The organism is Pontibacter indicus (assembly GCF_900156345.1).
GTDB classification, from domain to species: domain Bacteria; phylum Bacteroidota; class Bacteroidia; order Cytophagales; family Hymenobacteraceae; genus Pontibacter; species Pontibacter indicus.
In genome coordinates, this window is record NZ_FTPP01000001.1 from 1782002 (window position 1) to 1804018 (window position 22017).

The following is a 22017-nucleotide window of genomic DNA, read 5'->3' on the forward strand; positions in this document are numbered from 1 at the left end:
CGCAGGTAAATTGGCGGTGCTGGCGAAAGGCCAGCCTGCTGTTTGCTGAATATTTTTATACCTTCGCATGCTTGAAATCCCGGAAACACAGCCATATTACCCTGCTGACCCTACTCAGTTTGCTGCTTTGCACAATGCAGGGCTGCCTGCTGAAACGCGTAGACCATACCCCGTACACGCAGACCGATTATTACCGCGCTACCCTGCAGGAACTCGGGCAGCAGCCACCGGTTGCCACTGAGAGCGACTCGCTGGAGGTGGGTTGGGCCAAGGTGAACATCACACCCCCTGCCGGCTCTCCACTAGCCGGCTACGGCAAGCGAAGGGGGCTCAGGTATAGTGCTGTGCATGACTCCGCCTGGGTGCGCACCTTCGCGTTTGACAACGGCCAGACTGAGGTCTTTTTTGTTTCGCTGGACATGCTCATCGCGCCTATGACCGTGACGGCCGAATTGGAGAAAGCCTATGCGGGGCTGGGGCTACAGCCCGGGCAGGTATACCTGAGCGCCACCCATACGCACACCAGTTTCGGCGGGTGGGGGGAGAACCTGGTGGGCTGGCTGATGGCCGGCAGGTATAGTGAGCAAATTGTAAAGCAAACGGCAGCGCACATTGTGCGGAGCATTCAACTGGCCCGGCAAAACAAGCAACCTGCCCGACTCGGCTACGGCGAGGCGTATACCTCCCGCCTGGTTCGCAACCGCCTCACAGACTCTCTGGCTGGCCGGGATACCACTGTCCGGTTTTTCAAGATGGCACAGGCTTCTGGCAAAACGGCTGTGCTAGCTACTTTTTCAGCGCATGCTACCATCCTGCCTTCCATGGATCCGGTGCTTTCGCGCGACTACCCGGGCGAGATGGTGGACCAGTTGGAAAAAACTGTGGACTTCGCTGCGTTTTCGGCTGGTGCGGTTGGCAGTCAGGCGGTGGTGGCGCTCCATGGCGATACCTACCAGAGCACAGCTTCCGTCGGACAGCAGTTGGCAGCCGCCATTAAGCGGAAATTGCCAGCTGTTGAGATGCAGCATAAGGTCCGCCTCGGCTATGCCCGACAGAAGCTATTCCTACCTGAGCCCCAATGGCGCCTGACTGACAATTACCGCTTGGCCCCTTCCCTTTTTCATTGGCTCTTCGGCAAATACCCTACCTATATTAGCAGCTTGCAGCTTGGCAATGTGATGCTGCTGGGCGTGCCAGCCGACTATTCCGGGGAGTTGGTACCTGAACTGAAGCCGCAAGGCCAGTCTGTCGTGGTGACCAGCTTCAACGGGGGCTACGCTGGCTATATCACGCCCGACCGGCATTACTATCTTGACGAAAGCGAAACCCGCGCCATGAACTTTTACGGCCCTCAAAGCGGAAGTTACCTAACGGAGATCCTCAACAGGATTCTGAAGCAGTATAGGCGACCGTAGCCTGGCGATTCATGCAAAGATGAGCAAATATTTTCCAATCTTCCCTGGCAGCTTTTTCTGTTTTAGCACCAAACCAGCCGAATAAATACAATATACTAATTTCATATCACCCATATTCCTATGATTGTATTGAAATAGTTATAAACAAAAGCTCAGGTATAAGTGTTTAAATAGTGTGAGGCCTTTATACCTCACCATGTGTTACTTAAATCATTGAAAATGGAAACGTTTTTGCCTGATATAGCTAGTTTACTCTTTTTTACAACCCTGACCCTCTATGCCGCACTTGTCATCTTCATGCTGGTGTGGACTTACCACGACGCTGAAAGCCGCGGCGTTAGAGGCCTGTTGGTGGTTATACCTGCTTTCATGACCGGAACCATTCTGGGGGTTGTGCTTTGGCTGATGTTCAGACCAGAGTTGAAACCAGTACCTGTTATGGTGAGGGTGCGCGAGTAGGTGATGTGATGATAATGTTGAACCAGAACAGCCGGGTATACGCCCGGCTGTTTTCATTTTAGCTATACCTCCGGGCACTAATCTGCGTTTTTTAGACTAGCAACCAAATTAAGTTCGTTAATTTGCAGTATAGCCTGATGAACGCATGAAGTCAATTCGCCTATTCCTATACCTGTCGCTGTTCGGAGCCTCGCTTTTACTGAGTTCCTGCAACGACTGCGAAACCACGGTAGCCCAGTTTGAAAACGACGACAGCAGCTGGACCGTGTACAACTCCGGCGACTCCCTCCTGATGGTGGACAGCAGAACAACAGACACCACTCGCGTGTTTCGGAATACCCGAATTAATTCCGATCCTATACCTGGCGATGGCTTTGGCCCGGCCGACGTCTGCATTGAGCAATACTATACCCGCCGCACCAGCGTGATGCAGCACCCTCAGAGACGTTATCCGGCCCTGACGGTAGTGGCTGTGCGCACACCCGACTCCATCCGCGTAAACCTGGTGGTAGCCGGTCAAGCCGATCTTCCTATACCTGACATCAACAAGCCTGACTATGCCTCGCTGCCTGTAGGAGAAATAACCTACCAGGATGTGTACAAAGTCGTGAACCCAGACAGCGGCGCGACTGGCGTGAGCCGCATCCTGTTCAATCGCGAGTTTGGTTTTCTGCAGGTGGCCTATGCCAATGGCCGTACCCTGACACGAACCGATCTCTGATCTCAAATCGCACGAAAATTTAAGTTGCGACAATAATTTTTATTACCCCTTGCAACGCTTTGCCCCCAAAACGGCTCTTACCATTAGGTATGGTTATACCTAAGTCAAAGGAACAATTTACCATTACAATCAAATTTCACCCAATGAAACACAGTATGAAGCTGGCAGGTGTAGTGATGCTGGCCACCCTGCTCTTTACCTCTTGCAAAGATTGCGACACGACCACCACCCAGTTCGACGAAAAGGATGTGGAATGGCTCGTTTACGACCGGGGAGACACCGTTCGCTTTTTGAACGAGGCAGGTGACACCGTCGCGTATACCAACACAGCGCTGATAGCCGAGCAAGTTCCGGGCGAGGGCTACAACGTGTCTGATAACTGCATCGGCCATTTTGATGTACAGGCTTACAGTGTGATGCAGGATGTAGCCAGAAATAGCTCAGGCACTAACAGCAATCCAGGCATCATGACCTTTTTCCTGAAGCGAGAAAACAGTTTGGAAGTATCGCTGGCCGTGGATCAGCGGGGGGAGTACAAATTGAACCTTGCCCAGCCAGCTTACCCCTCGGTTGAGGTAAACGGCGTGCTTTATAACGATGTGTATGAAGTGTCGCGCAGCGACGCCAGCAAGGTGACTAACGTGAAGCGCATCCTATTTAACAAACAGCATGGTTTCCTGAGTCTGGAGTTTCACAACGACAAGAAACTGGAACTGATTCCTAAACAGTAGGCATAGCAAAGGCCCGGTGTTGTTCGCACCGGGCCTTTTCATTTTATAGGGCTTTTACAAATCTTAGGCGTACTCGGCTACACTGTCGTGGTTGAGGTCATACAACACATCGAGTACCTGCTGCACGTGCTCAGCCGGCTTGGAGAGCGAGTTGAACACATACTGCACTTCGCCTTTCTTGTCGATCACATAAATGGAGCGGCCCGGCATGATACCGAACTTGCGCGGCACCCCGTACAGGTTCCGGATCTGGGCATCGCAGTCGCTCAGCAGCGTAAAAGGCAGGCGGTACATCCGCTCGAAGCGCTTGTGGGCGTCGGCCTTGTCGTAGCTGATGCACACGATTTCAGTTTCCAGGTCCTGAAACGTATCGTAGTGATCCCTGAACTCGCAGGCTTGTTTGGTACAATCGGATGAACTGTCCTTCGGATAGAAGTACAACACCACATTTTTCTTCTTCAACAACTCGTAAAGTCGGAAAAAGCCTCCATCCAATCGCTGCAATTCAAAATCAGGGGCCTTGTCTCCAATCTTAACTACATCTCTGCTCATAATATAAAAAGTGCTAACCTTCTAAAGTCTTTCGTCTGATGAAAGGTTCAATCTGCAAAGTTAATACACGAATAACCACAAAAGCTATACCTGAAGCTCAATAGCTTAGCAAAATATTTTTGCCCAAATTGCAGCATGCCCCGAATCAGCGTTATTATACCTGCCTACAACGAAGAAAAATCTATCGCTCACGTTATCAGCGACATACCAGCCTATTTGGTACAGGAAGTGATTGTGGTGAACAACAACTCATCGGACAACACCCCTGCCGTGGCCCATGCAGCTGGCGCCACCGTGCTCGACGAACCCCGACCCGGTTACGGAAATGCCTGCCTGAAAGGTATAGCCTATGTCGCTGGCAAGCCCGCAGCGGAGCAGCCCGATATCATCGTGTTTCTGGACGGCGACTACTCCGACTACCCCGGCGAGCTGCCGCAGGTGGTACAGCCCATTCTGGAGGGAAAAGCGGATCTGGTGATCGGGTCGCGGGTGCTGGGGCAGCGGGAGGCAGGCGCCCTGATGCCCCAGCAGATCTTTGGCAACTGGCTGGCCACCACCCTGCTGCGATGGCTCTACGACGTGCGGTATACAGACCTCGGACCATTCCGGGCCATCCGGCTCAGCACGCTGCAGCAACTGGGCATGCGCGACCGCAACTACGGTTGGACGGTGGAAATGCAGGCGCGGGCGGCGAAACAAAAGATCCGCTATGCGGAAGTGCCCGTAAACTACCGTAAGCGCATCGGCGTGTCGAAAGTGTCGGGTACGGTAAAGGGCTCGGTGCTGGCAGGCTATAAGATTATATTGACTATATTTAAGCTCCTCTAGCTTTAACCAGAGCCGCTGCATGACGATTCTCCAGCTTCTTCTTGTTGCCGTGTATGGTTTCTGCCTGGCTTTTATCTGTTGCTACAGTTTGGTGCAACTACACCTCACCTACCTCTACTGGACCCGCCGCAGAGCTATATCTGCACCGGAGGCTATACCTGACCCAGGCTATACCTGGCCAGCCGTGACCGTGCAGCTCCCCCTCTACAACGAACGCTACGTAGTGGAGCGCCTCATCGACGCCGTGGCCTCCCTCGATTACCCCCGCCACCTGCTCCAGATCCAGCTACTCGACGACTCGACAGACGATACGAGTGAATTGATTCAACAGAAGATCGCACGCTATACTGGAAGCGGTCTGCAACTGGAGCATGTGCGGCGCCCGGACCGCAGCGGCTATAAAGCGGGTGCCCTGCAGTACGGTTTGCAGCAGGCCACGGGCGCGTTCATTGCCATATTCGATGCCGATTTCGTGCCGCAGCCTGATTTTCTGAAACGCACGATTCCTGCTTTTACAAACGAACGCATTGGCGTGGTGCAGACCCGATGGGGCCACCTGAACCGGAGTTATTCGCTCCTTACCCGTCTGCAGGCCTTCGGCCTCGATGCCCACTTTACGGTGGAGCAAACGGGTCGCAACAAGGGCGGGCACTTTATCAATTTTAACGGCACGGCCGGGGTATGGCGCAAAAGCTGCATCGAGGATGCCGGCGGCTGGCAGTCTGACACGCTGACTGAAGACCTGGACCTGAGCTACCGCGCCCAGCTTCGAGGCTGGCAATTCCGGTACCTGCAGGCCGTTGAGGCGCCCGCCGAGCTGCCCGCCGCCATGGGGGCGCTAAAGTCGCAGCAGTACCGCTGGACCAAAGGCGCCGCCGAGACCGCCCGCAAGCATCTGGGTAAGGTGCTGCATGCAAACATGCCCTTTTCTACCCGGCTGCACGCAGTGTTTCACTTGCTCAACAGTGGCATTTTTGTCTGTGTGATGCTCACGTCGCTGCTCAGCTTGCCCATGCTATACCTGAAACACAGCGTACCGGGGCTGGAACTGCTTTTTGCGGCGGGCTCGCTGCTCATCATCAGTCTGCTGGCTTTGATAGGTTTTTACTGGACCTCTCTATACCAGCAAACAGGCTCCGTCAAACAAACCGCTAGGCGCTTTATACCTGAGTTTTTCCTTTTTCTGTCGCTATCGATGGGGATGTCGCTGCACAACACAGTGGCGGTGCTGGAGGGCTATCTGGGCCGAAAGACCCCCTTCATCCGGACACCCAAACACAATTTGAGAAACCGGGGCGACGCCTGGCGCGATCACACCTACGCCATCACGCGTCTTCATCCGGTCACGCTGCTGGAGGGGCTGCTCACCATCTATTTCGGGTATGGCATCCTGCTGGGAATCCGGCTGGAGGACTACGGTCTGTTGCCATTTCATGTGATGCTGACGCTCGGTTTTGGCGCCGTTTTCGTATACTCGCTCAACCATAGCCGCCGCGCATGATCCCTGCCCAAAAGCACATAGCGACCTATACCTTGCTGGGTATCTCGGCCCTCGTATACTTGGCGCTGGGTTATGCCACACCCCGCGAGAACTTCACGCAGCTGCTCCTGCTCACCATGCTGGCTTTCGGCATTTACGCCTATGTCACGAATCTGAAGATGAATGTGTGGCTGGGCATCGGGGCCGGGCTGTTTTTCAGGCTGCTTTTCCTGCTGGCTATACCTGCGCTGTCCGACGATTATTTCCGGTTTGTGTGGGACGGGCGTCTGCTACTGGTCGGCGAGAACCCCTTCCTATACCTACCGTCGCAGTTTGTGGGCGAAAAGGCGATGGCTATACCTGGCCTCACGGCCGAACTGTTTGTACAGCTCAATTCGCCGCATTACTACTCGCTTTACCCGCCGGTACTGCAGGGCGTGTTCTGGCTGGCAGCCGTGCTTTCCCCGGAAAGTCTGACCGGCAGTATCCTGGTAATGCGGGTGATCATACTGGCGGCCGAGACCGGCTCTATCCTGCTTTTGCTGCGTCTTCTGCGCCGCATGGCCCTGCCTGACCGCTACGTGCACATTTACGCGCTCAACCCCCTGGTGATCCTCGAGCTGACGGGCAACCTGCACATGGAGGCGCTGCTGATCTTCTTTCTATTACTTTTCCTCTACCAGCTCCACTACCAGCGCTACCTTGTTGCGGCGGTGCCCTTTGCCTTGGCCATCGCCAGTAAGCTGCTGCCGCTCATGTTTCTGCCTTTTGTGTGGCGTAAGCTGGGCTTGAAGCGCTTTCTTGGCTTTGGGGCGGTGGTAGCCGTTGTTGTATTGCTGCTCTTCTGGCCGCTGCTTTCTGTGGAGGTGCTGCGCAATATCTGGCAGAGCCTCGACCTGTATTTTCAGCGTTTCGAGTTCAATGCCAGTGTCTACTACCTGCTGCGCTGGCTGGGCTTCCAACTGACCGGCTACAACCAGATTGCGGTGATCGGCCCGCTGCTCTCGCTGGCGACACTGTTTGTTATTCTGTCAATGGCGGCGGTGAAAAGGCTGGGCTCGGTGCGCCGGCTGGCCGGTTATATGGCGGCGGCCCTGACCGTATACCTGCTGCTGGCTACCACAGTGCATCCCTGGTATATCACCACGCTGGTAGCCCTTACCACCCTCAGCCAATTCCGCTATGCTATTGTCTGGAGCTGCCTGGCTATTTTCAGCTACTACGCCTATCGCACCAGCGCCTACACCGAAAATCTGTGGCTGGTCGCGCTGGAGTATACCTTGGTGGGGATTTGGCTGGTAGCCGAGCTATACCTATACCGCCAGCAGAAAAAGCACGCCAACCTGCCCCGGCAGAGCCTCGTGCAAACACAGTGACGCTGTTTGTCAATATAATTATACCATAAAAACGCGAAGCCAAAATTTTAGTAACCTTTCTATTCTCATGCCTAAACTAGTTTTTATGCCCTGTCTACTGCTTACGTTTGGCTTTCTCTCCTGCCAATCTTCCCCCGGCCATCAGCAGGCAAAAACAAAAACCGCTCTAGATGAGCAACCACACCTGAGCTATACTTCCAATACATTGGAGGTACATAAAGTAGCCGAACAGGTATACCAGCACCTTTCCTTTTTGGAAACCCGAAGCTTTGGTAAGGTGCCGTGTAACGGGATGGTAATTATTGATGGGGATGAAGCCATCATCTTCGATACACCGACGACAGACCAAACCTCCCGGGAACTGATCAATTGGGTAGAGCAAAACCTGGGATGCAAAGTAAAAGCGGTAGTCGCCACGCACTTTCACGAGGACTGTCTCGGTGGACTGCAAGCCTTCCAGCAGCGCGGCATCCCGACCTATGCCAGTCACAAGACCATTGCCCTAGCCAAAGCCAATCAGACTGCCGTACCGGAAAATGGCTTTGATAAAGAATTGACTTTTGAAGTCGGAAACGAAAAAGTGCTGGTGTTATATCCGGGCAAAGGACACACGCATGATAATGTGGTCGGATACTTCCCGAAGGCTGAGGCCCTGTTTGGCGGCTGCTTAATCAAGGAGCTCGGCGCTGGCAAAGGTAATCTGGCCGATGCTGACACGATTGCCTGGCCACAGACAGTGGCAAATCTTAAGGCAGCCTATCCTCGCGTAAAGCATATTATTCCGGGGCACGGCAAAGTGGGCGGCCCAGAACTACTTGATTATACTATTCATCTCTTTGAGCAAAAACAAGGTATAGATTGAGAGAAACACATTTGTTCTTAGCTCTACCTTTTTTAAGAATGCATACGAAAACAAAAAGCTTGATCTCGGCTACTGCCTTGCTCCTAACAAACACCGCTATTTGTCAGCCGACAGCTATGGTAGTGAAGAAGGAAAGCCAGACAGAAAGCATTCTGCTGTCAAGGTACGGAGCCTTTATAGAGAAAAGTGAGTTTCTAGCACCGGGTGGAATTATCACCGCGATTGAGTCTAAACTCATTTTTACACCTATCAAGACATTCCTTCGCCAGCATGTAAGCATCACCGAGATTCCTCTTGATCAAATAGCCGCGGTGAAAAGAGCCAATACCTTCGGTATCGTGCCGAACGGGATTGTGCTGCAGCTTCACGATGGCACAAGCCAAAAGCTTAAAACAATTATCCTCAGAAGGAAAAAGCTCTATCACCTTCTCCTGGACCAAACTGAGAGGTAAAGTACAAAGGATGGCAAACACGGGACCGATCAAAAGATAAGCAGTAGACCCAATTCTGACTTAGCTATAGCCACATCTTACCCTTACTCCTCCCCGATATCCTTTAATGGCTCCGTCAGAAAATCATTGAATGGCTTCACCGCTCTGAAACCATCCAGCAGGGTATTCATAAAATCCTTGCTGAGCACCACTTTGTCAGGGAGCGGCATGGTGGCGTTCCAGCTTTTGAAGCGGAGGTACTCGATGGCTGGATTGTCTTTGTCGTAGCCTTTGGGTGTGGTTTTGAGCTGCTCGCCCTGAATGCCGCCGAAACGGTTTTTGAAGTCAGGCGCCTGAATGATGCGCTCCAAGCCGTCGAGGTTGTAGTCGATTTCTTGGCGTACAGCTTTGAGGTAGTCCGCAGGCGGCATCCACAGGCCGCCGGCCAGGAAGGAGTTATTGTTGGCAGCCAGGTGCAGGTAGTAGCCCGGCAAAATAGACTTACGCCCCCCTTCGGCCACGTAGGCTCCGAAGTGGTCTTTGTAGGGCCGTTTGTCGTTGGAGAAGCGCACGTCGCGGTAAATGCGGAACACCAGGTCCTTGCCTTTCTGCCCGATGGCAACAGGCTCAAAAAGCGCCATTTCCTCGAGCATCTCATCCAGAAAATCCAGATAGTTTTTGCGGGCGGCATCGTAGCGCTTTTTGTTCTCCTGGAACCACTCGCGGTTGTTGTTCTGTGTCAGATCGGCCAGAAAGGCCAATGTGCTTTTATCTATCGTTGTTGCCATGGGCTGCTTTTGTCGTGCTTTTAGCGGTGCAATGGGCTAATATACTGTCAGGCGATAAGCTTTGTTTGCATGCATGCCAGCGGAGCCAATTTATACCTTTGCCCTGAGCAAACCAATTGTCAGGCTAAGATGTTTTGAATGAGACGAGTGCGCTATCCTTAAACTGACTGCGCACGTTCAACTACCACCGCTTTCCTGACGCCCATGGCACGCCTGCTTTTACCGATCCTGCTGTTTCTGTACGCACTGCCAGGTATAGCCCGTGACTCGACAGAGGTATGGCTGCTTGTGCCGAACCAGAAACAGCAACTCCGGTTGGCCATTGCGCAGTACGAGGGGCTGCAGGACAGTGCCTGGCACACCTTCCCCAACAACCTGCTCCTCCGACCCGGCGACACCAGCCGCTATACCCCGCGTCTGCGCGCCAACCTGCTGCTGACCGGCGACCTGGCAAGCGCTGACACCACGGAGAACGCAGCACATTATACCAGCCAGTTGGCTTCGGCCGTGGTGCGCTTCCAGGCGAGGCACGCCCTCAAAGCAGACAGCATCGTGGGTCCGCGCACGGTGGCCGCTCTCAACGTATCGCCTCAGCAGCGGCTGCGGCAACTGAAGCATAGCCTGCAACGCTGGGAAGCCTTCAGCCGCGACCTGCCCCAGCCCTACCTTATCGTCAACATTCCCGACTATACCTTGCGGCTGGTTGATCAGAATAGCGTGCGACTATACCTGCGTACTATTGTGGGCAAACCCAACGTGCCGACCCATGTCAACCACACTAAGTTGCATACCATCGTGTTCAACCCGTACTGGCACATCCCCCACTCCATTGCCTCCAAAGAAATCCTGCCCATCCTCAAGCGCAGCCCCGGCTACCTGGCCAAGCGCGACATGGAGCTGTTCAAGCCCACGGCCTTGGGTGGGTGGCAGAAGATAAGTCCCTGGAGCGTGGATTGGAAAAGTGTAGCGCCTGCTGATTTCACCTACCGGATCGTGCAGGTAACAGGGCCGCACAACGAACTGGGGTTGATGAAATTCCTGTTCGACACCCGCGTGAGCCAGTACCTGCACGACACCAAAGACAGGCAGTTGTTTGCGCTGGAGCGGCGCGCACTCAGTCACGGCTGCATCCGCTTGCAAAACCCTGAAGAGCTGGCGCTATACCTGCTGCAGGAGCGAAGTGGCCTGTCCGACAAGCGCATCGAAAAAGTGCTGGCATCTGACAAAGACGAACATTACATCCGGCTCAAAAAGCCCGTCCCTCTCATCATCGTATACCTGACGGCCTGGGCTGATGAATCCTCTGTGATCCAGTTTCGGGAGGATATTTATGGGTATGACAAATCGGAAGTGGTGCAGCTGGAGCAGTAAGTTTAGCTAAGCTCCGGCCAGTTTGCCTGCAGGTCCTCCAGTTCGTCCACATCCGAAAGGTAGGGCAATAAGGTATGACGCAGGTGCAGGCGCTCGATGTCGGCGATGGTGTCCGGAAAAACGTGCTCGGTGCTCCAGCGCTTGTTCTGGAAAAGATCGTGGTAAAGCTTCCTCATGCCGAGCAGATAGTAACCACCGTCCAATGCCGGCCCGATCACGACTTCGTTCGTTTTCAGTGCCTCAAAGGCTTGGTTGATGATGTCGGGGGTGAGTTGCGGGCAGTCGCTGCCGATGATGACCACTGAGGTATAGCCCTCGGCAAAAGCCGCCTCAAAGGCCGCCTTCATTTTCTCGCCCAGGTCGCCATCGGGGTGCTGGAGTTTTTTCAGGTATAGCGTCGCGGGCCAGATGTCATCTTCTTCCACCTTTTCAGAGTAGTACACCACTTTGTCCAGGGGCAGGTGCTGGGTGATGTCGCGGGTATGGCGCAGGAGGTGCAGGTAAATGTCGAGCGCTGTTTCAGGGCCCACACTGGCCGCCAGGCGGGTTTTCACCTTGCCCAACTCCGGGTTGCGGACAAAGAGCATCAAGAGGTTTTTCTCAGTCATATACTTTGTCTCCTTTACTAAGCCAAATGCCCCAGATGCGGGTATAGGCGTGCACTTTTTCTGTTTGGCCAAGCGAGTCATACACAGGCAGCCCCTCGTTCATCCATTCAAACAAGCCGCCGTGCAGGTTTTGCACGTTGGTATACCCCGCTGCCTGCAGCTGCTCCCCTATCTTTTCGCTGCGGTAGCCGACAGCGCAGTACACCACCAGGGCTGTATCCGAAGGTACGTCTTTCAGGTCAGAAAGGTCAAAGTCTGCATAGCCTACATACCTGGCGCCGGGCAGGTGGCTTACCTGGTACTCGCTTTTACTGCGAGTATCAAGGAGCAGCGGGGCTATACCTAGTTCAAGCTTCTGCTGCACTTGCGCCGCCGAAATGGTATCCACGCGATGGTTGTAGAGCTGCCGGAGCATCAGGTTGTATGCCGTATCCGAAGGTTGCTTGCAAGCTAATAGCAGCAGGCTGAGCAACAGCGCTAGGTATAGCCAGGTATAGCGCATGGGCAAATCAGGTGGTAGAGCCGCCGCAGCTGGAGCCGGCCCCGGCTGTGCAGCCATAGCAATGCTGGTTCAGCACGATCGCTCTTTGGTCTAACTGCGCCAGGTTGAAGTCGCGGATGTGCTGCGGGGTACCGAACTGCACCTTCAGCTCGAGCATCTGGTTAAAGTCACAATCGTACAGGTAGCCGTCCCAGCCTACCGAAACGGTGTTGCGGCACATCACGTTGGCGGCCGCCACAGGGTTGAAGGCCGTTACCAGCTTTTCCATGTAGCTGCTGTAGTTGCCGCTTTCCACCAGGTAGTCGAGGTAGCGGCTGATGGGAAGGTTGGTGATGCAGAACAGGTTGTTGAACACGATGCCATACCCGCTCAGCAGACGCCGCTTAAACTCACCCTCCAGCGATTTCTGACCAACAGGCAGAAAAGCACCCGACGGATTGTAGACAAGGTTCAGCTCCAGCCCACTCCCCTCCCGACCGTACCCCACTGCATTTAGCAGCTGCAACGCCTTGATGGATTTCTCGAATACGCCGTCGCCGCGCTGGGCATCGGTGCGGGATGCAGAGAAATAAGGCAAGGATGACGTCACCTGCACACTGTGTTTCCTGAAAAACTCCGGCAGGTCGTGGTATTTTGGGTTGGCCAGGATGATGGTGAGGTTGCAGCGCACGATCACCTGTCGCCCCATTGCTGATAGCTGCTCCACAAACCAACGGAAATCCGGGTTCATCTCCGGCGCACCTCCCGTGATGTCCACTGTCGTGAGTTGCGGGGATTTGGCCAGGGCATCGAGGCAAAGCTGCATCGTGTCGCGGGTCATGATCTCCTTGCGGTCGGGGCCGGCGTCTACGTGGCAGTGGCGGCAGGTCTGGTTGCACATCTTGCCCACGTTCACCTGCAAAATGGTAGTGCCGGTGGGCCGCAATGGGTATAGCTTGTGCTCATGCAGTTTGGCTCCGAAAAATGGAAAATCGCCTTCCTCTGTTCCCGCATGCTGCAGCACCTCCAGCTGAAAAGCCGGGTTGGCAAACTGGTGGTGCTGCGCCTTCAGGGATTTAACAGGTATAGACATGGGCTACATGGTCAGGTCTTTGATCTTGTTCATCATCTGCACACCGTGCACCAGGGCAGCTCCTCCTTTAATGGCGGCGGCCACGTGCACGGCTTCCATCATCTGGTTCTCGTCAGCACCTTTCTCCAGGCAGTCGGAGGTATAGGCATCGATGCAGTAAGGGCACTGCACGGCATGCGACACGGCCAGGGCGATCAGGGCTTTTTCGCGCTCGGTCAGGGCGCCTTCTTTGAACACCTCGCCGTAGTAATCGAAAAACTTGCGGCCCATCTCAGGCTGCAACTCCGTTATATTTCCGAATTTCTTCAGGTCTGCTGGATTGTAATACGTATTTTCCATAGAATTATAAAGTCTTGTTTACCCTTAAAGGTAACAAGAAACTATGGACTCATGTTGCCTTAGCTCAGAATAGCGCTCAGCTGTCTGTGCAGATGGTGGTAAACAGGTAGGATGTTGAGTTGATGGGAGAGGTCGGTTTCGTTTCCCGCCTCAGTCTTCTCGTCGAGCACCGTCAGGCTGCCCATGCTGGCCCGCATACGGTAGCCGTAGAGCACCAGTTCGTTCAGCAGTTCGTCGGTTTGCCAGTTGAGCATGGCCAGCGCCTCGGGGTCGAAGCTGTCGATGTGCAGGCCTACCAGGTAGGCGCCGCCTTTTGTACCCGGCCCCACCACCATACGACCGGTGCTGAGGGCCGCCTGCGCCAGCAAAAGGTCAGCACAATTCAGGTCTACGCAATCGGCCCCGATACAGATAACGCGCTGATAGCCCATGGAATACACCTCCTGAAAGGCATTGGCCAGGCGCTCACCGAAGTTGCTTCCCTCCTGCCGTTCCGGGTAAAAGACCACCAGCGGAATGCCGGTTCCTTTGGCCACAAACAAGGTATGCTGCAACAGCAGGTCAGCCGCTTGCTCGTTCAGTTCGGGGCCCTGCTCCTCTGTGAACGTTTTATAGCGAACCTGTTGCTCAGGTGTCTGGGCAAACAGCAAAATGACAGTATCGTGTTGCGGTGTTGTGTCCAAGAAGTTAGATTTAAGTTAGAGCATGTCCAATCGGTTTTCTCTCTAACAGGGGGCAATTTAGTAAGAAAGCGCCTATATAAAAGGGAATATTTGCGAAAGAAGTAACAATATCCGCATATTCCCGCAAATAGAAGTTTATCAACACTTTATTTAACCTTGTTTTGACTGAGTTTCCATCATAGGCAGCGCAAATAGCCCGGTCTCCGTATATTTACACCACACTGCAGACTTGAAAAAATGGCTATACAGACAATAAACCCCGCCACCAACGAAATTATCAAGACCTTTGAGGCACATACAGCTGAACAGGTAGAGCAAAAACTGAAGGCAGCCAACAAAGCCTTTAAGCAATGGAAAAACACCAGCTTTGAGGAAAGAGCGCGCCTGATGAACCGCTGCGCCGAAATACTGGAGCAGGACGCGGAAAAGTACGGCCGTACCATCACCCTGGAAATGGGCAAGCCTGTGAAGGACTCCATTGCCGAGGTGCAGAAGTGTGCCAAGGTATGCCGCTACTATGCCGAAAATGCTGCCGATTTTCTCAAAGATGAAGAAGTCGAGTCCGGAGCGAGCCGAAGCTTGATCGCCTATGAGCCGCTGGGTGTGGTGCTGGCCGTGATGCCCTGGAACTTCCCCTTCTGGCAGGTTTTCCGCTTTCTGGCCCCTGCTCTGATGGCGGGCAACGTGGGCGTGCTCAAACATGCCTCCAACGTGCCACAATGCGCCCTTGCCATCGAGGAGATCATCCATAGAGCCGGCTTCCCGAAGGCTGTGTTCCATACCTTGCTGGTAGAGTCGAAAGCCGTGGATGCCATCATTGAAAACCCGCTTGTAAAAGCCGTTACCCTGACTGGCAGTGAAGGCGCCGGCTCCAAAGTAGCCGAAAAAGCGGGCAGCGAGATCAAAAAGACGGTGCTTGAGCTGGGCGGCAGTGATCCGTTCATTATTCTGAACGATGCAGACCTGGAACAAGCCTCTACTGTGGCAGTAAAATCGCGCATGGTGAACACTGGCCAGAGTTGCATTGCTGCCAAACGATTTCTGGTGCTGGAAGGTATAGCCGGTGCCTTTCTGGAGAAGATGAAGGAAAAGATGCAGGCTTTGAAAACCGGCGACCCGCTCACCGAAGACTGCGACTATGGTCCGATGGCCCGCAAGGACCTGGCTGAGGAACTGGAGCAGCAGGTACAGGAATCCATCGAAAAAGGAGCCAAATTAGTGTTGGAAGGCGGACGCGAGGGCAAGGACTCCGCCTATTTCAAGCCGATGATCATCCGGGACCCCAAACCCGGCTCGCCTGCCTACGAGGACGAGCTGTTTGGCCCCGTGGCCATTGTGTTTGTGGTGAAAGACGAAGCGGAAGCAATCCGGATAGCCAACGATCACAAGTATGGCCTGGCAGGCACGGTTTTCACCAGCGACAAAGAACGCGGCCTGCGCATCGCCCGACAAGTCGAAACTGGTGCTATGTTCGTGAACGCCATGGTCGCCTCCAGTCCCGAAATGCCTTTCGGCGGCATCAAAAAATCAGGCTACGGCCGCGAGCTTTCTTATATCGGTATTCGGGAGTTCACGAATCAGAAGAGTATCTGGGTGGGGTGAGGTTTGATTGAGTGATTGAGTGATTGAGTGATTTTAAAATGGTTAAATTGTTGATGGTTGAATTGTTGGGTGCACGATTGGGAATAATTAAAAAAAGTGGCGTTTTTGTAGGGACAGTTCGCGACAATAGTCCCTCTAATTAAATCTTCTATTGTCATTTCGAACGCAGTGAGAAATCTGAAATAGTGCTGGAGTTCTTTAATCACCCAGATCTCTCCTATAGTCGTGATGACATTTTGGACTCACTACTACCTCATTTAAAAGACTTAAAAGCGCTAGAATCAAACTACCCTATCTCGCCAAACAATTCAACCATCAACAATTTAACACTCGCTCATCCACTCCATCACTCATTCACTCAATTAACCCTCAAGCATACCCCACCAGCTTATAAATCACAAAACCGGTCACCTCATGGATCAACCGGTGCCAGAGGCGGAAAGCGTCGGGGTTAGAGATGAGCAGCTCGTCGGGGGTATAGCGCAGCTCGGTGCTATAGAAATCGGTCGGGAAAATATCGGTGGCTATACCTGCCTTGTCGAAGCAGGCTTTGGCGCGGCGCATATGGAAGGCAGAGGTCACGAGCAGGCGACGCTCCAATTCGGGATGCTTTTGCAGTACATCGCCTGTAAAAATAGCGTTTTGGTAGGTGTTGTCGCTGCGGGTCTCGATGATGATGTCTTCCTGCGGCACGCCTGCCAGCAGCAAAATTTCCTGCAGCATCTCGGCCTCCGGTCGGCGGTCCAGGGCCACGGTGCCTATACCTCCCGTGATCAGAAATTTGTCCACTTTGCCCTTGCGGTAAAGCTTGAGCGGATGCAGAAAGCGGTCGGCCCCCTTGTTCGTATGCACCCGGTCTTCCGCAAAGCCGATAGCTTGAGTCACACCTGTCAAGATAATGGCGACGTCGTATTTTTCCACCTGCTCCAGCGGCACGGCTTCCAGTTCCCAGGCGCGCATGGTCACGTTCGCCAGGAATGGATTCGAAAACACCAGCAGCAGCACAGTGGCTGAAATCAAGGTATAGCGCCGCCATTTTACAGATCGCAGGAATATGGCCAGCAGAAGCAGTACTGCAATCCAAATGATGGGCATCAGGAAATACTGCAGCAGCTTGGAGAGGATGAAGAACATAGCGGTTTCAGGTATAGCAGATGCCGCAAAGGTATAAAAGGGATTTTGACAAAGGAATTCTTTGGCAAAGGACAACAGACTATTGGATAAAGGTCAACCAGACTCTGCACAAAGAGCCGCTCGCTTGAACAAAACCGGCGCAGCATCATCCTGCTGCATCACATCAGGTATAGAGGGCCATATAGGTAGAGCAATCTCTATGATTCCAGTCGGGTAGTACGCTGCCTGAAGGGGGGGCTGCCGAGCAATTCATTGCCAAAAAGTCCTTTGTCAAGTGGTCTCTTGTCAAGCAGTCCTTTGCCAAAATCAAAAGAACCGCCGGAACAGCCAGAGCAGCAGCGAGAGTACAATGCTCAGCAGAATCATGCTGGTGATGGGCATGAAGAACTTGAAATTCTCGCGCTCTACCCGGATGTCGCCAGGCAGGTTGCCGAACCAGCCGAGCTTGTCGCCCGCCAGCCAGACGATCAGACCGATGACGACAACGGCTATGCCTATGATCACAATGTATTTCCCGAGTGGCTGCATGGTTTCTGAATTTTAGGGGCCAGTGCCTGTATTTACGACAAAGCAAGTTTAGGGATTTATAGGCTAAAAGCGTAAATTTGAATGTTAGAGTCACCTTAAACATTACCCTATACCTTGAAAGTCTGCATTGCTGAGAAACCGAGTGTTGCGCGTGAGATTGCCCAAGTGATTGGAGCCAAAACCCGAAAAGACGGCTATTACGAAGGCAACGGCTATCAGGTCACCTGGACTTTCGGCCACTTCTGCACCCTGCGCGAGCCCGACGACTACCGCCCCGAGTGGAAGCGCTGGAGCCTCTACGACCTGCCCATGCTGCCCGAAAGGTATGGCATCAAACTGATGCAGGACAAGGGCGTGGTGCAGCAGTTCAACATCATTAAAAAGCTACTCGACAATGCCGAGGAGGTGATCAACTGCGGTGACGCCGGACAGGAAGGGGAAGTGATTCAGCGCTGGGTGCTCACCGAGGCCAATTACCGCAAGCCGTTCAAACGCCTCTGGATCTCTTCGCTCACCGAAGATGCCATCCGGCAGGGTTTTGCCCGGCTGCGCGAAGGCTCCGAGTTCGACTCGCTCTACCAAGCCGGTAAAAGCCGCGCCATCGGCGACTGGCTGCTGGGCCTGAACGCTACCCGGCTTTTCACGCTCAAGTATGCCCAGGGACGGCAGACGCTCTCTATCGGGCGGGTGCAAACCCCTACCCTCGCCATGATCGTGAACCGCCACCACGAGATCGCCAACTTTGTGCCGCAGGCTTACTGGGAACTCAAAACGGTATACCGCGACACGACATTTTCGAGCACCAACGGCCGCTTCCATAAAGAGGAAGAGGGCCAGCAGATACTGGAGGCAATCCAAAAGGACGAGCTCACGATCACCGACATCGAGACCAAAAAGGGCACTGAGAGTCCGCCGAAGCTCTTTGACCTGACCTCGCTGCAGATTGAGTGTAACAACAAACTGAGTATGTCAGCCGACGAAACGCTCAAGACCATCCAAAGCCTCTATGAGAAAAAGGTGGTGTCTTATCCACGTGTGGATACTGTGTTCCTCCCGGACGACATCTATCCGAAAATACCGGGCATTCTGCAGGGTCTGAATGGCTACCAGCAGGAAGTGGCACCGCTGCTGCAAAGCAAGATCCGGAAAAGCAAAAAGGTCTTCAACAACAACAAAGTAACCGATCACCACGCCATTATACCGACCGGCGCACAGGCCAGCCTGTACGGACGCGAGGCGGAGGTATATGATATCATCACGCGCCGTTTCCTGGCCGCTTTCTACCCGGATTGTATCGTGAGCAATACCACGGTCATGGCCGAATCGGCCGGCTATACCTTCCGGGTGCGCGGCAAGCAGATCCTGGAGCCGGGCTGGCGCGTGCTCTACGGCGCTGAGGATGTAAAGTCAGATAGCAACGCAGGCAAAGACGGGAATAAAGAGGAGGAAGAAACGGCCGGCATTCTACCTAACTTCGTGAAGGGAGAGCACGGCCCACATGCGCCATTGCTCGATCAAAAGTGGACTAGTCCGCCCAAGGAGTATACCGAGGCCACCCTGCTGCGCGCCATGGAAACCGCCGGACGCCAGATCGATGATGAGGAGCTCAAAGAAGCGCTGAAGGAAAACGGCATTGGCCGGCCTTCTACCCGCGCCGCCATCATCGAAACGCTCTTCAAGCGACAGTACATTCGCAAGGACAAAAAGAAGATTGTGCCTACCCAGATGGGCATCGACCTGATCGGCGTAATCCGTAACCAGACACTCAAGTCGGCGGAGATGACTGGGCAGTGGGAACGCAAATTGCGTCAGATAGAGGGTGGTTCTTTTAAGGCAGAGGCTTTTCTGCAGGAACTGCAGGAGTTTGTGGTGAGCCTGGTGCAGGAGGTGAAGTATGACAAAGCCACCGTGACCATGGAGGCCCAACCCGAGCCTGCCCCTGCAAAAGCAAGTGCTGCCAAAGCTGGAAAAGAAAAGACTACGACTAAAAGACCAAAAGCAGCTGCTGAGGCTGCTATACCTGGCAAAGGCCTGGGCGCCTGCCCTGCGTGCGGTGAAGGGCACATCTTGAAAGGCTCTAAAGCCTACGGCTGCATTCGCTTCAAAGAGGGCTGTCGTTTCCTGGTCCCGATCGAGCTACAGGGCAAGACCATGACCGATAAGCAGATCACGGCCCTGCTCAGCAAAGGAAAAACGCCTGTGATCAAAGGTTTTAAAGACGAGCAGGGCAATAGCTTTGACGCCAGCCTGAAACTCGACGGCAACAAACAGGTAGTGTTCGAGAGATCGGAGAAAACACCAGAAATTGATCCCTTCGCCACCTGCCCCAAGTGCCGGCAGGGCAGCATGCTCAAAGGCAAAAGTGCCTATGGCTGCAGCCGCTTCCGGGAGGGTTGTCAGTTTGTGGTACCCTTCGAGATGGGCGGCAAGCAGCTCAGCGAAAAACAGATCGGCACTTTGCTCACCAAAGGCAAGACCGGCAAGATCAAAGGCTTTACCTCGGCCAAAACCGGCAACACCTTTGATGCAGCCCTTACCATCAACGACAACTGGCAGGTCGTATACCTGCTGAACTAGCCAGCACGCCGACTACAGGTATAGCCAGCAGGTATAGAAGCCTTACTTTACAGAGAAAGTTACTTCGCCTGTCGCCACATTCGTGCGGAAGTCTGTGGCGTTGATCGTTAAGGTATAATCGCCCTGCGGCAGTTCGTATGCAGTGAGCAGCGTATCGAATTCGAGTATTTTTTTATCGGGCAACGTGGTGAAGTTGATGTGATCCGCGTCACCACCTACTGCGCGCACGCGTACCTGTAACTCCTTCACTTTGTCTTTATCGGAAGCCGTTAACTTGACACGCAGTCCTGAAGCCTTGGTTAGCTTCTGATTACTTGTTGGGTTACGGATTGTCAGGGCTGGTTTTGAACCATCTGGCTGCAGGCTCCCATCCTCAAACACATCTTCACAGGCTGTCAAAGAAACAACCATCACCGCTGAGGCCAGCAATTTTGTAAATTTCATAAGATAATAACTAGAGAAAAAAAGTTAAGGGCCCGCAAGTTACTAAATCAGTGTAATTTACAAAAATAAAAAAATGCAAAATATACAAAACAATACAGCTTGAAAATCTCCCCACTCCAAGCTTAAACCGGCCTTACACGCTTCAATTACAGCCACATAAAACATATCGCTCGCTTGCCTCCAAAACACATCGCTTTATATAATTCAATTTTATCTATATACACTAGATTTGTTTATTAACATTTAAATACAATTTATAATTTTATCCCTTTTGTTCATATGCTGTGTTATATAAGGTGGGTTAGAAAGTCATATCCCTTAACTGTTTCATAAATAACTTATAAGCCCTACAACCGTAGAAAATACCGGCGTTCCTAAAAAGACGCACGATCAATTAGTTCTTTTTTTAAACCTCAAAATTTAAGTAAAGCTATGAGAAGCTATGAAAATTCGGGTTCTAACCCATACAATGACAACTTCAGAACCGAGAGCAGAGGCTCTGGCAGAAATTATTATTCAGGAGAGTACGACCCAACCAACCGTTTAAGAGGCTCTCACAGCAGCGGATCATCAGGTTCTTACCGCTCAGGAGACTTCGGTAGCGGCCGTGATGCCTACTCTTCTTCCGGCTATGGTGGCACCTCATCTTATGGTCGCTCAACTGGCTCCAACTATGGATCGGGTTCATCTAATTACGGCTCTGGTTATGGATCAGGCTCGTCTAACTACGGCTCCGGTTCATCCAGCTATGGCTCAGGCTCTAACCGCCGCTACGGAAGCAGTGATTGGGATTCGTCTAACCGCTATGGCGACCGTGATGCCTGGGATCGTGGCACAGATGAAGTGAAGTCCTGGTTCGGTGATGACGATGCAGAGCGAAGAAGAAGAATGGACGACATGCGCGACCGTGGCAGCGACAGCTACCGCTCAAGCCGCGGCTACAGTGGTTCATCTAACTACGGCGGCTCTAACTATGGTTCAGGCTCGTCTAACTATGGCTCAGGTTCATCCAATTATGGCTCTGGCTACGGTTCGTCTGGCTACGGATCTTCGTCCAACTATGGATCAGGATCAGGTTATGGCAGCTACGGCTCCTCTAACTATGGCTCAGGCTCATCTAACTACGGTTCTGGTTCGTCAAGCTACGGCTCAGGCTATGGCAGCGGCAGCAGCTACGGATCATCCAACTACGGAAGCAGCCGCAGCTCCAGCGACTGGGATCGTGACAGAGACAGAGACAACGACAGAGGCTTCTTTGACCGCGCAGGCGATGAAATAAAATCATGGTTTGGCGACGAAGAGGCGGAACGCAGAAGAAGAATGGACGAGATGCGCGACCGTGAGCATGACAGCGACTACAGCAGCCGCCACAGAACGCATACCAGCTACGGCAACACCTACAGTGGACCTCCGTACTCTTATGGTTCATCTTCCCGCAGAGACTACGAATGGTAAAAAGCAGACTGAAGGCTTATGAGCCTATCAGCTGAATTAAACCTTTTCAGGATAAAGAA

Annotated in this window: 23 protein-coding genes; 13 read left to right on the forward strand and 10 right to left on the reverse strand. The window is 53.2% G+C overall.

The window, feature by feature from the left end:
* The first annotated feature begins 71 nt into the window (after positions 1–71).
* The 4 genes from B0B12_RS07600 (at position 72) to B0B12_RS07615 (ending at position 3326) form a co-directional block, all read left to right on the forward strand.
* On the forward strand, positions 72–1415 hold the full coding sequence (locus B0B12_RS07600; RefSeq protein WP_076667113.1) for a neutral/alkaline non-lysosomal ceramidase N-terminal domain-containing protein: 1344 nt from the start codon (positions 72–74) through the stop codon (positions 1413–1415).
* Between the two features lie 219 nt (positions 1416–1634).
* A complete protein-coding gene (locus tag B0B12_RS07605; protein ID WP_076667115.1) occupies positions 1635–1874 on the forward strand; it encodes a hypothetical protein in 240 nt (79 codons plus the stop codon).
* 145 nt (positions 1875–2019) lie between these two features.
* Positions 2020–2595: a hypothetical protein gene (locus tag B0B12_RS07610; protein WP_244554626.1), complete on the forward strand. Its 576-nt coding sequence runs from the start codon at positions 2020–2022 to the stop codon at positions 2593–2595.
* A 143-nt stretch (positions 2596–2738) separates the two neighbouring features.
* The gene (locus tag B0B12_RS07615) at positions 2739–3326 is read left to right on the forward strand and encodes a hypothetical protein (RefSeq protein ID WP_244554627.1); all 588 of its coding nucleotides are present in this window, start codon (positions 2739–2741) and stop codon (positions 3324–3326) included.
* Positions 3327–3389: 63 nt separating this feature from the next.
* Here the strand turns inward: B0B12_RS07615 and B0B12_RS07620 are convergent, their stop codons facing one another.
* On the reverse strand, positions 3390–3878 hold the full coding sequence (locus B0B12_RS07620; protein ID WP_076667117.1) for a peroxiredoxin: 489 nt from the start codon (positions 3876–3878) through the stop codon (positions 3390–3392).
* Positions 3879–4013: 135 nt separating this feature from the next.
* On the opposite strand from B0B12_RS07620, the gene B0B12_RS07625 reads away from it, so the two are divergent.
* From B0B12_RS07625 to B0B12_RS07645, 5 genes are all read left to right on the forward strand, one after another.
* Positions 4014–4706, forward strand: coding sequence for a glycosyltransferase family 2 protein (locus tag B0B12_RS07625; protein ID WP_076667119.1), 693 nt, complete (start codon positions 4014–4016; stop codon positions 4704–4706).
* 19 nt (positions 4707–4725) lie between these two features.
* Entirely contained in the window at positions 4726–6207 is a 1482-nt protein-coding gene (locus B0B12_RS07630) for a cellulose synthase family protein (protein WP_076667122.1), read from the forward strand.
* Complete coding sequence (locus B0B12_RS07635; RefSeq protein ID WP_076667124.1) at positions 6204–7562, forward strand: MptA/MptB family glycosyltransferase; 1359 nt, start codon at positions 6204–6206, stop codon at positions 7560–7562. The genes B0B12_RS07630 and B0B12_RS07635 overlap by 4 nt, the downstream gene beginning before the upstream one ends.
* Positions 7563–7647: 85 nt before the next feature.
* Positions 7648–8424 carry a subclass B1 metallo-beta-lactamase gene (gene bla, locus B0B12_RS07640; RefSeq protein WP_083704105.1) on the forward strand — a complete coding sequence of 259 codons (777 nt, stop codon included), beginning with the start codon at positions 7648–7650 and terminating at the stop codon, positions 8422–8424.
* Between the two features lie 38 nt (positions 8425–8462).
* Positions 8463–8876: a hypothetical protein gene (locus B0B12_RS07645; RefSeq protein WP_076667128.1), complete on the forward strand. Its 414-nt coding sequence runs from the start codon at positions 8463–8465 to the stop codon at positions 8874–8876.
* 83 nt (positions 8877–8959) lie between these two features.
* Here the strand turns inward: B0B12_RS07645 and B0B12_RS07650 are convergent, their stop codons facing one another.
* Complete coding sequence (locus B0B12_RS07650) at positions 8960–9643, reverse strand: DUF2461 domain-containing protein (RefSeq protein ID WP_076667129.1); 684 nt, start codon at positions 9641–9643, stop codon at positions 8960–8962.
* Between the two features lie 204 nt (positions 9644–9847).
* On the opposite strand from B0B12_RS07650, the gene B0B12_RS07655 reads away from it, so the two are divergent.
* Positions 9848–11014 (forward strand): L,D-transpeptidase family protein, encoded by a 1167-nt coding sequence (locus tag B0B12_RS07655; RefSeq protein ID WP_076667131.1) that lies wholly within the window; start codon positions 9848–9850, stop codon positions 11012–11014.
* A gap of 2 nt (positions 11015–11016) precedes the next feature.
* On the opposite strand, the gene B0B12_RS07660 is transcribed toward B0B12_RS07655, so the two are convergent.
* Genes B0B12_RS07660 through B0B12_RS07680 form a run of 5 tightly spaced genes read right to left on the reverse strand, consistent with a single transcriptional unit; the run spans position 11017 to position 14218 of the window.
* Entirely contained in the window at positions 11017–11622 is a 606-nt protein-coding gene (locus B0B12_RS07660) for a TIGR04282 family arsenosugar biosynthesis glycosyltransferase (RefSeq protein WP_076667133.1), read from the reverse strand.
* Positions 11615–12181, reverse strand: coding sequence for a rhodanese-like domain-containing protein (locus tag B0B12_RS07665; protein ID WP_244554628.1), 567 nt, complete (start codon positions 12179–12181; stop codon positions 11615–11617). Before B0B12_RS07665 ends, B0B12_RS07660 begins: the two co-directional genes overlap by 8 nt.
* Positions 12132–13196: an arsenosugar biosynthesis radical SAM (seleno)protein ArsS gene (gene arsS / locus B0B12_RS07670; protein WP_076667137.1), complete on the reverse strand. Its 1065-nt coding sequence runs from the start codon at positions 13194–13196 to the stop codon at positions 12132–12134. The genes B0B12_RS07665 and arsS overlap by 50 nt, the downstream gene beginning before the upstream one ends.
* 3 nt (positions 13197–13199) lie before the next feature.
* Positions 13200–13535, reverse strand: coding sequence for an arsenosugar biosynthesis-associated peroxidase-like protein (locus B0B12_RS07675; protein WP_076667139.1), 336 nt, complete (start codon positions 13533–13535; stop codon positions 13200–13202).
* A 59-nt stretch (positions 13536–13594) separates the two neighbouring features.
* The gene (locus B0B12_RS07680) at positions 13595–14218 is read right to left on the reverse strand and encodes a DUF2064 domain-containing protein (protein WP_076667141.1); all 624 of its coding nucleotides are present in this window, start codon (positions 14216–14218) and stop codon (positions 13595–13597) included.
* 237 nt (positions 14219–14455) lie between these two features.
* Between B0B12_RS07680 and B0B12_RS07685 the strand changes: the two genes are divergently transcribed.
* Positions 14456–15820, forward strand: a complete 1365-nt coding sequence (locus B0B12_RS07685; protein ID WP_076667143.1) for an NAD-dependent succinate-semialdehyde dehydrogenase — start codon at positions 14456–14458, stop codon at positions 15818–15820.
* A gap of 369 nt (positions 15821–16189) precedes the next feature.
* On the opposite strand, the gene B0B12_RS07690 is transcribed toward B0B12_RS07685, so the two are convergent.
* Both B0B12_RS07690 and B0B12_RS07695 read right to left on the reverse strand, forming a co-directional pair.
* Positions 16190–17029: a YdcF family protein gene (locus B0B12_RS07690; protein ID WP_244554629.1), complete on the reverse strand. Its 840-nt coding sequence runs from the start codon at positions 17027–17029 to the stop codon at positions 16190–16192.
* A gap of 231 nt (positions 17030–17260) precedes the next feature.
* A complete protein-coding gene (locus tag B0B12_RS07695; protein WP_076667147.1) occupies positions 17261–17482 on the reverse strand; it encodes a DUF2905 domain-containing protein in 222 nt (73 codons plus the stop codon).
* A 114-nt stretch (positions 17483–17596) separates the two neighbouring features.
* On the opposite strand from B0B12_RS07695, the gene B0B12_RS07700 reads away from it, so the two are divergent.
* Positions 17597–20059: a type IA DNA topoisomerase gene (locus tag B0B12_RS07700; protein ID WP_076667149.1), complete on the forward strand. Its 2463-nt coding sequence runs from the start codon at positions 17597–17599 to the stop codon at positions 20057–20059.
* A 42-nt stretch (positions 20060–20101) separates the two neighbouring features.
* On the opposite strand, the gene B0B12_RS07705 is transcribed toward B0B12_RS07700, so the two are convergent.
* On the reverse strand, positions 20102–20503 hold the full coding sequence (locus B0B12_RS07705) for an Ig-like domain-containing protein (protein ID WP_076667151.1): 402 nt from the start codon (positions 20501–20503) through the stop codon (positions 20102–20104).
* Between the two features lie 432 nt (positions 20504–20935).
* Here B0B12_RS07705 and B0B12_RS07710 point away from each other — a divergent pair, with 432 nt between their 5' ends.
* A complete protein-coding gene (locus B0B12_RS07710; protein ID WP_076667153.1) occupies positions 20936–21958 on the forward strand; it encodes an SWFGD domain-containing protein in 1023 nt (340 codons plus the stop codon).
* The last annotated feature ends 59 nt before the right edge of the window (positions 21959–22017 follow it).

Bases quoted from the DNA above. Each gene is read 5' to 3' on its own strand.
- B0B12_RS07710 (WP_076667153.1), top strand. From the start codon at position 20,936: ATGAGAAGCTATGAAAATTCGGGTTCTAACCCATACAATGACAACTTC.
- B0B12_RS07705 (WP_076667151.1), bottom strand. From the start codon at position 20,503: ATGAAATTTACAAAATTGCTGGCCTCAGCGGTGATGGTTGTTTCTTTG.
- B0B12_RS07610 (WP_244554626.1), top strand. From the start codon at position 2,020: ATGAAGTCAATTCGCCTATTCCTATACCTGTCGCTGTTCGGAGCCTCG.
- bla (WP_083704105.1), top strand. From the start codon at position 7,648: ATGCCCTGTCTACTGCTTACGTTTGGCTTTCTCTCCTGCCAATCTTCC.
- B0B12_RS07655 (WP_076667131.1), top strand. From the start codon at position 9,848: ATGGCACGCCTGCTTTTACCGATCCTGCTGTTTCTGTACGCACTGCCA.
- B0B12_RS07675 (WP_076667139.1), bottom strand. From the start codon at position 13,535: ATGGAAAATACGTATTACAATCCAGCAGACCTGAAGAAATTCGGAAAT.
- B0B12_RS07635 (WP_076667124.1), top strand. From the start codon at position 6,204: ATGATCCCTGCCCAAAAGCACATAGCGACCTATACCTTGCTGGGTATC.
- B0B12_RS07630 (WP_076667122.1), top strand. From the start codon at position 4,726: ATGACGATTCTCCAGCTTCTTCTTGTTGCCGTGTATGGTTTCTGCCTG.
- B0B12_RS07665 (WP_244554628.1), bottom strand. From the start codon at position 12,181: ATGGCTGCACAGCCGGGGCCGGCTCCAGCTGCGGCGGCTCTACCACCT.
- B0B12_RS07660 (WP_076667133.1), bottom strand. From the start codon at position 11,622: ATGACTGAGAAAAACCTCTTGATGCTCTTTGTCCGCAACCCGGAGTTG.
- B0B12_RS07620 (WP_076667117.1), bottom strand. From the start codon at position 3,878: ATGAGCAGAGATGTAGTTAAGATTGGAGACAAGGCCCCTGATTTTGAA.
- B0B12_RS07685 (WP_076667143.1), top strand. From the start codon at position 14,456: ATGGCTATACAGACAATAAACCCCGCCACCAACGAAATTATCAAGACC.
- B0B12_RS07645 (WP_076667128.1), top strand. From the start codon at position 8,463: ATGCATACGAAAACAAAAAGCTTGATCTCGGCTACTGCCTTGCTCCTA.
- B0B12_RS07605 (WP_076667115.1), top strand. From the start codon at position 1,635: ATGGAAACGTTTTTGCCTGATATAGCTAGTTTACTCTTTTTTACAACC.
- B0B12_RS07650 (WP_076667129.1), bottom strand. From the start codon at position 9,643: ATGGCAACAACGATAGATAAAAGCACATTGGCCTTTCTGGCCGATCTG.
- B0B12_RS07615 (WP_244554627.1), top strand. From the start codon at position 2,739: ATGAAACACAGTATGAAGCTGGCAGGTGTAGTGATGCTGGCCACCCTG.
- arsS (WP_076667137.1), bottom strand. From the start codon at position 13,196: ATGTCTATACCTGTTAAATCCCTGAAGGCGCAGCACCACCAGTTTGCC.
- B0B12_RS07625 (WP_076667119.1), top strand. From the start codon at position 4,014: ATGCCCCGAATCAGCGTTATTATACCTGCCTACAACGAAGAAAAATCT.
- B0B12_RS07695 (WP_076667147.1), bottom strand. From the start codon at position 17,482: ATGCAGCCACTCGGGAAATACATTGTGATCATAGGCATAGCCGTTGTC.